At 67.3% G+C, this 6,815-nt stretch carries 4 protein-coding genes; all 4 read right to left on the reverse strand.

The window, feature by feature from the left end; all coding sequences use genetic code 11:
* Positions 1 to 47: 47 nt before the first annotated feature.
* On the reverse strand, positions 48 to 2,477 hold the full coding sequence (locus AACZ35_RS01185; RefSeq protein ID WP_339825060.1) for an EAL domain-containing protein: 2,430 nt from the start codon (positions 2,475 to 2,477) through the stop codon (positions 48 to 50).
* Positions 2,474 to 2,941 (reverse strand): response regulator, encoded by a 468-nt coding sequence (locus AACZ35_RS01190; protein ID WP_339825063.1) that lies wholly within the window; start codon positions 2,939 to 2,941, stop codon positions 2,474 to 2,476. The genes AACZ35_RS01185 and AACZ35_RS01190 overlap by 4 nt, the downstream gene beginning before the upstream one ends.
* A gap of 35 nt (positions 2,942 to 2,976) precedes the next feature.
* Complete coding sequence (locus AACZ35_RS01195) at positions 2,977 to 5,919, reverse strand: PAS domain S-box protein (RefSeq protein ID WP_339825066.1); 2,943 nt, start codon at positions 5,917 to 5,919, stop codon at positions 2,977 to 2,979.
* Positions 5,807 to 6,815 (reverse strand): PAS domain-containing protein (locus tag AACZ35_RS01200; protein ID WP_339825068.1); only part of this gene is annotated, 1,009 nt, incomplete at its 5' end. The genes AACZ35_RS01200 and AACZ35_RS01195, both read right to left, overlap by 113 nt.

Here is a 6,815-nt window from a genome sequence, read left to right on the forward strand (position 1 = left end):
GCACACAGGATATTCCCCGCGGTGGCCGGCTGGCCACCCGGCGCCGTTCAGTCCCGCGGGAAGCGCGCTTCGATTTCGCTGGCCGGTGCCGGCCGGCCGAAGTGGTAACCCTGCAGCTCGTCGCAGCCCATTTCACGCAGGAAGTCGGCCTGGGCCTGGGTTTCCACGCCTTCGGCCGCCACCACCATGCGCAGTTCGTGGCCCACCGCGACGATGGTGCGGGCGATGGCGGCGTCGGCGGCGTCGCCGGGCAGGTCCTTGACGAAACTGCGGTCGATCTTGAGCTTGTCGAGCGAAAACTGCTTGAGATAGGCCAGGCTTGAATAACCGGTACCGAAGTCGTCGAGGGAAAGCGAGACGCCCAGTGCCTTGATCTCGGCCAGACGGCCCTTCACCCGGTCAACGTTTTCCATCAGCGAACTTTCGGTCAGTTCGATCTCCAGCATGCCGCGCGGCACGGCGTGGCGTTCAAGCGCTTCTCTCACGCGCTGAACGATGTCCGGGCGCTGGAGCTGGTGGGCCGAGAAGTTCACGGCCACGGTGAAGCCTTCCCGGCCCTGTTGACGCCAGGCGCTGAGCTGCCGGCAGGCCTCGTTGAGCACCCACAGGCCCAGTTCGGGCATCAGGCCCAGCGACTCGGCGATGGGGATGAAGCGACCCGGCGGCACCGAGCCCAGGTCCGGGCTGTTCCAGCGCAGCAGGGCCTCGAAGCCGGTGATGCGGCGGCTGCTGGCGTCGAGCTGTGGCTGGTAATGCAGCTGCAGTTCGTCGCGCGACACCGCCTCGCGCAGGCGGGCGCCCAGCACCAGGCGGTCTTCGAGCTCCTGCATCTGCTGGGTCGAAAATTCGCAGACGGCATCGCGGCCCTCGCGCTTGGCGCGGCTCATGGCGGCTTCGGCGCGGCGCAGCAGGTCGGTGCCGCTGTCGCCATGCAGCGGCGAACGGGCGATGCCGATGCTGGCGGTGAGGTAGAGGCTGTAGCCGTCGCCTTCGATCGGTTGGGCCACGGCCTGGCGCAGTGCTTCGGCGACTTCGAGCACCTTTTCGCGCGGCGCATCCGGAACCACGGCCACGAACTCGTCGCCGGCGAAACGCGCGAGGTAACCCGGCCCGCCCAGCACGTCGCGCAGGCGTTCGGACACCAGGCGCAGCGCCTCGTCGCCGATGATGTGGCCCATGGACTCGTTGATGGCGTGGAAATGGTCGATGTCGATGAACAGCACAGACAACTCGGCGCCATCGCGGTCGAGCAGGTTGCCGATGGCCGCTTCCAGGATCGGGTAGCGCGGCAGCGCAGTCACCGGGTCGTGGTTGGCGGCGTAGGCCAGCTCGGCTTCGACCTGGCGGCGTTCGGTCAGGTCGTTCTGGATACCGACGAAATGGGTGATGCTGCCGCTTTCGTCGCGCACCGGCGAGATGAACAGGTGGTTCCAGAACAGTTCGCCGTCCTTGCGGAAGTTGCGCAGGATGACGTTGCAGTCGCTGCCATCGGAAAGCGCGCGGCGAAGGATATCGAGCTCGGGCTGGCGGGTTTCTTCGCCCTGCAGGAAGCGGCAGTTGCGGCCCATCACTTCTTCCGAGCTGTAGCCGGTGAGTGATTCGAAGGCGGGGTTGACGTAGATGATCGGCAGGTTGCCGGACTGCGCGTCGGCGATGATGATGCCGTTCATGCTCGACTCGACCGCGCGCTGCAGCAGCAGCAGGCGCTCCTGCGCCTCGCGCTGCCCGGTGATGTCGTGGGCGATGACCATGCGGCAGGTGCGGCCGTCGAGTTCGATCGGGTGGCCGGTGATCTCGGCCCAGAGCACGCTGCCGTCCTTGCGCCGGTGGCGCCAGACGCCCACGTTGCCCGATTGTTCACTCCGCCCGGTCAGGAAGCTTCCCAGCCGGGTCGCCTCGTCGGGTTCCCGGATGTCGAAGATCGTCATGTCCTGCAGTTCTTCGCGGCTGTAGCCGTAGTTGGTCACCATCGCGTCGTTGACCGCGACAAAACGCGAAGTGTCGGCGTCGTAAACCCAGATCGGGAACGGGTTGAGCTCGAACAGCTGGCGGTAGCGCTGCTTGCCGTCCTCGATTTCGGCGATCTGGCGGGCCCGCTCGGCGGCGTAGCGCAATGCGCGCGCCAGCTTCTCGGCGTCGATGTGTCCCTTCACCAGGTAGTCGGACGCACCCGCGGCCAGCGCCTCGCGGTCCACGTCCGGATTGCCCTGGCCGGTGAGCATGATCACCGGGCGATGCGCGCTGCGTTCGGCCACCGCCATGCGCACCAGGTCCATGCCGTTGTCGGGCCCCAGGTGGTAGTCGACAAGGAAAACGTCGTGTTCGTTCGCGCGCAGGGCTTCGATGCCCTGGGCCAGCGTGCCCACCCAGTCGAGCTGGAACCGACCCTGCGGATAGTCCGCCAGCAGGTCGCGCAGGATCAGGAAGTCTTCTTCGTCATCGTCGACGACCAGGACCCTGAGCACGCCGTCGTTCAAGAGGCACCTCCCTCGGGTTCGGGCGGCAGGTCGACCACCTGCAGCCAGTATTTGCCCAGGGTCTGCACGACGTCGATCAGGGCCGTGAAGGTGACCGGCTTGGAAATGAAGGAATTGACGCCGTCCTTGTAGCTGCGCACCACGTCCTCTTCGGCCTTGGACGTGGTGAGGATGACCACCGGGATCGACTGCAGCCGGGGGTCGGACTTGATCTCGCGCAGGACCTCGCGGCCGTCCTTGCGCGGCATGTTCAGGTCAAGCAGCACCAGGCCCGGCATCGGGTAGGCGACGTCGTCGTCGTACGGGGCGCGCCTGTTCAGGTAATCCAGCAACTCCTCGCCGTCGGCGACGAACTGCAGCGGATTGTGCAGCCGGCACTCGGCGAAGGCCTCCTGGGTCATCAGGCGGTCGTCCGGGTCGTCATCCGCCATCAGGATGGTGATGGGCTGGCGCAGGCTATTCATTGCAGAACCAGATCCTCGGGCAGGCCTGTCCGACTCTACGGTTCCGAGAGCGGAACCGCCAGCCCGGTAGTCCCGGCCGGCTGGCGCGCGGGCAGGCGGATAACGAAGGTCGCGCCTTCGCCGGGCCGGCCTTCGGCATGGATGTTGCCGCGATGGCGTTCGACGATCCTGCGCACGATCGCCAGGCCGATGCCGGTGCCTTCGTACTCCTGGCGGGCGTGCAGGCGCTGGAAGGGGGCGAAGACCTTGTCTGCGTAGCGGGGGTCGAATCCGATGCCATTGTCCTGGAAACGCAGGATCCAGCCCGGACCGTCCACGCCGGAGTCGGCTTCGGCGCTGACCCGGACCACCGGCGCCCGGTCCGGCGAACGGAACTTCAGGGCGTTCGAGAGCAGGTTCTGGAACAGCTGCCGCATCTGGGTGGCGTCGGCTTCGATCTCCGGCAGCGACCCGGCTTCGACGCGGCCGCCGCTGGTCTCGAGGCTGGTCTCGAGGTCTTCGAGCACCCCGGCCAGCACCGTTTCGAGCTTCACCTGAGTGAAGGGTTTGCCGCGGGCGGCCACGCGCGAATAGGCCAGCAGGTCGTTGATGAGCACCTGCATGCGGTTGGCGGCCTGGCTGGTGCGGTCAAGGTAATCCCGTGCTTCGCCGGACAGCGACGCGGCGTGCCGCTGCTGCAGCAGGGCGACGAAGGCGCGGATCTTGCGCAGCGGTTCCTGCAGGTCGTGCGAGGCGATGAAAGCAAAGTCCTGCAGTTCGCGGTTGCGGGCATTCAGGTCGACCAGGGTCTGGCGCAGGGTTTCCTCGGCTTGCAGGCGCTGGGTGATGTCGCGGCCGACGGCATAGACCAGGCCGTCGGCAGGGGCGGACATCCACTCCATGTAGCGCACGCCGCCGTCGCGGCGCACGTAGCGGTTCACGAAGCTCCTGGTCACCTGCCGGCCCCTGCCGATGCTGCGCGAGCGGTCACGCGTGGCTTCCACGTCGTCGGGATGGATGAAGTCGATGATCGGGCGCGAGCAAAGCTCCTCGCGGCTGTAGCCGGTGATGTCGGCCAGCATCTGGTTCACCTGGATCCAGCGTCCGGTCGTGGGGTCGTAGACCACGAACACTTCCAGCGACATCTCGAAGAAGCGGTCGCGGACCTGCAACTTGGCCAGCAGGCGGGCGCGTTCGACGGCGATCACCGCCATCTGCGAGAACTGCAGCGCCACCTGCTGGTCGTCTTCACTGAACTCCCCGCGGTACTTGTCGCTCAGCTGCAGGATGCCCAGGGTCTTGCCGTCGCTGCCCACCATCGGCACCGCCAGCCAGCCGCGCATGGGCGGGTGCCGGTCCGATTCGGCGCCGAAATTACGCCAGCGCGGATGCGCCTCCAGCTCGGCCTGGGTCATGCGCATGCACTGCTGACCCTCCCCGACCAGCGTGTAGATGCCACTGCCGTCGATGGGCACGTCGTAGTCGCGCCAGCGTGCGTACTTGTCCGAGAACGAGATCGCGTCGAGTAGTTGGCCGCCGCCGTCCGTTTGCACGCTTACGATCGCCTGGTGCGCGCCGACGATTTCGCGAGCCCGGTCCGCAAGCTGCTGGTAGAGCGTTTCCTCGTCCAGGTCGCGGTTGACCGAAATCGATGCCTCGCTGAGGCGATGCAGCTGCTGGCTGAGCGTTTCGGCGGCATCAAGCGCGTCCGAAAGCTCACGCTGGTGCTTGCGCAGCAGGCTGATGTCCTGGGCAATGCCGAACACGCCCGTCACCCGGCCATCGACGATGATCGGCAGGTTGCTCACCCGCATCTCGACCCGGCGCCCATCGACCGCAAGCCAGGTCATTTCGAAGCTTCGCGCCTCGCCCTGGGTGGCCGCGGTGAAGTGTGCGCGCACCACGTCGCGCTCGGAGTCCAGGGCCAGTTCGTCGAAAGGCCGGCCAAGGACGTCTTCGGGCCGCACGCCGGCGATGCGCTGGAACTGCTCGTTGACCTCGGTGAAACGACCTTCAAGGTCCAGGGAATAGACCACGTCCGGGTGTTCGTCGAACAGCGACCGGAAACGCTGCTGGCCGGTGGTGATCGACTGGAACGCGGCATCGTGTTCGATCGCCACCGCGCACAGCGCCGCCAGGCCGTCGATCACCTCGAGCTCGACGTCGCGGGGCTCGCGCACGTCGCGGTAATAGGTGGCGAAGGTGGCGACCACGCGGCCATCGGAAGCCTTGACCGGCGTCGACCAGCAGGCCTTGAGCCCGTGCGGCTGCACTATCGGCAGGTAGTCTTCCCAGAGCGGGTCCTTGTCGATGTCCGACACCACGACGCGTTCGCCGCGGAAGGCCGCCGTGCCGCAGGAGCCGGCCTTGGGGCCGATGGGCAGGCCATGGATGGCGGCGTTGTATTCGGACGGAAGGCTGGGCGCGGCGCCGACCCGCACGTGCTGGCCGGCCTCGTCGAGCAGCAGCACCGAGCTGAGCGCGCCGGGCATCTGGCGTTCGGCCAGGCGCACCAGGGCCATCAGGCTTTCACCCAAGGGGCGCCGGGCGGCGATGCTGGCCAGGATGCGCCGCTGGCCGTCTTCCAGGGCCTGCGCGCGCTTGCGTTCGGTGATGTCCTGGACGCTGCCGGCCAGCTTCCAGGGCTGACCCTGGTCGTCGCGAAGCAGCTGCGCGCGCTCGTGCACATAGCCGATGCCGCCGCCGGGCAGCAGGATGCGGTGCTCGACGTCCAGGTCGCCCTTGCCGGCGACGGTTTGCGCCTGCGCCTGCTGCAGCATGTCCAGGTCGTCGGGATGCACGCGCGCAGCGAAGGCCTCGAAGTTGCCGTCGAATTCATCCGGGCGCACTTCGAAGAGCCGGTAGACCTCATCCGACCAAGTCAGTTCATTGGCGGGAATGTCGAACTCCCAGGCACCCATGCGCGCGACCTTCTGCGCGCGCTGCAGGCTGGCCTTGGCCTGCTGCAGGGCCTCGGACTGGCGGCTGGCCTCGGTCACGTCGCGGGCGGTCGCGCGCCGACCACACCGCCGACCACTGCATGGACACCACCCGGCCGTCCTTGCGTACCACGCGATTGCGGAAATCGACGGTGGAACGGCCGGCCAGGATTGCCGCACCTTCGCGAAGGGTATGGGCGCGGTCGTCAGGGTGCGCCAGGTCAAAGTGCGCGCGCCCGACCAGTTCTCCCGGGGAAAAACCCCATACCGATTCCGAGGCGCTGGACACCTGGGTGAAACGGCCGTTGGCATCGAGCACGCAGATAACGTCCAGCGAGTTCTCCAGCACCAGGCGGTTCATCACCAGCGACTGTTCGAGCCGCCGCGAAAGTTCGCGCAGCGCGTTTTCGGCGTGCTGCTGGTCGGTGGTGTCCTGGATTGCGCCCGAGGCCGCCACCGGCTCGCCGGCGGCGTTGCGCACCAGGGTGCCCAGTTCCCGCACCTGCCGGGTCTCGCCGTCGGGGTGCAGGATGCGGTATTCGATCTCCAGGTCGCCGGCATCCCCTGCAAGCAACCGTTGCCGGGCTTCCTCGAGACGCTTTCTGTCCTCGAAGTGCACGCGCTTGAGCAGCTCGGGGAAACTGCGGATGGCCTGGCCCGGGCCGAGGCCGAAGATCGAATTCGCTTCCTGCGACAGGCGCAGTTCGCCGGAAGCCAGGTCCTGTTCCCAGCTGCCCAGGCGCGCCATGCGCTGGGCGCGCTCGGAGGCTGCCGTGGCCTGCAGCGCCGCGGCTTCGGCGCGCTTGCGGTCCGAGATGTCCTGGAAGTAGACCGCCAGGCCCTGCGGGTGTGGATAACAGCGCGCGACGAACCAGCTTTCGAGCGGCGGGAAATAGACCTCGAATTCGCCGGCGACGCCATTGCTGACGGCGGCCCGGAACTGGTGTTCGATGACC

This window comes from uncultured Arenimonas sp. (assembly GCF_963976025.1).
Classification (GTDB): Bacteria; Pseudomonadota; Gammaproteobacteria; order Xanthomonadales; family Xanthomonadaceae; genus Arenimonas.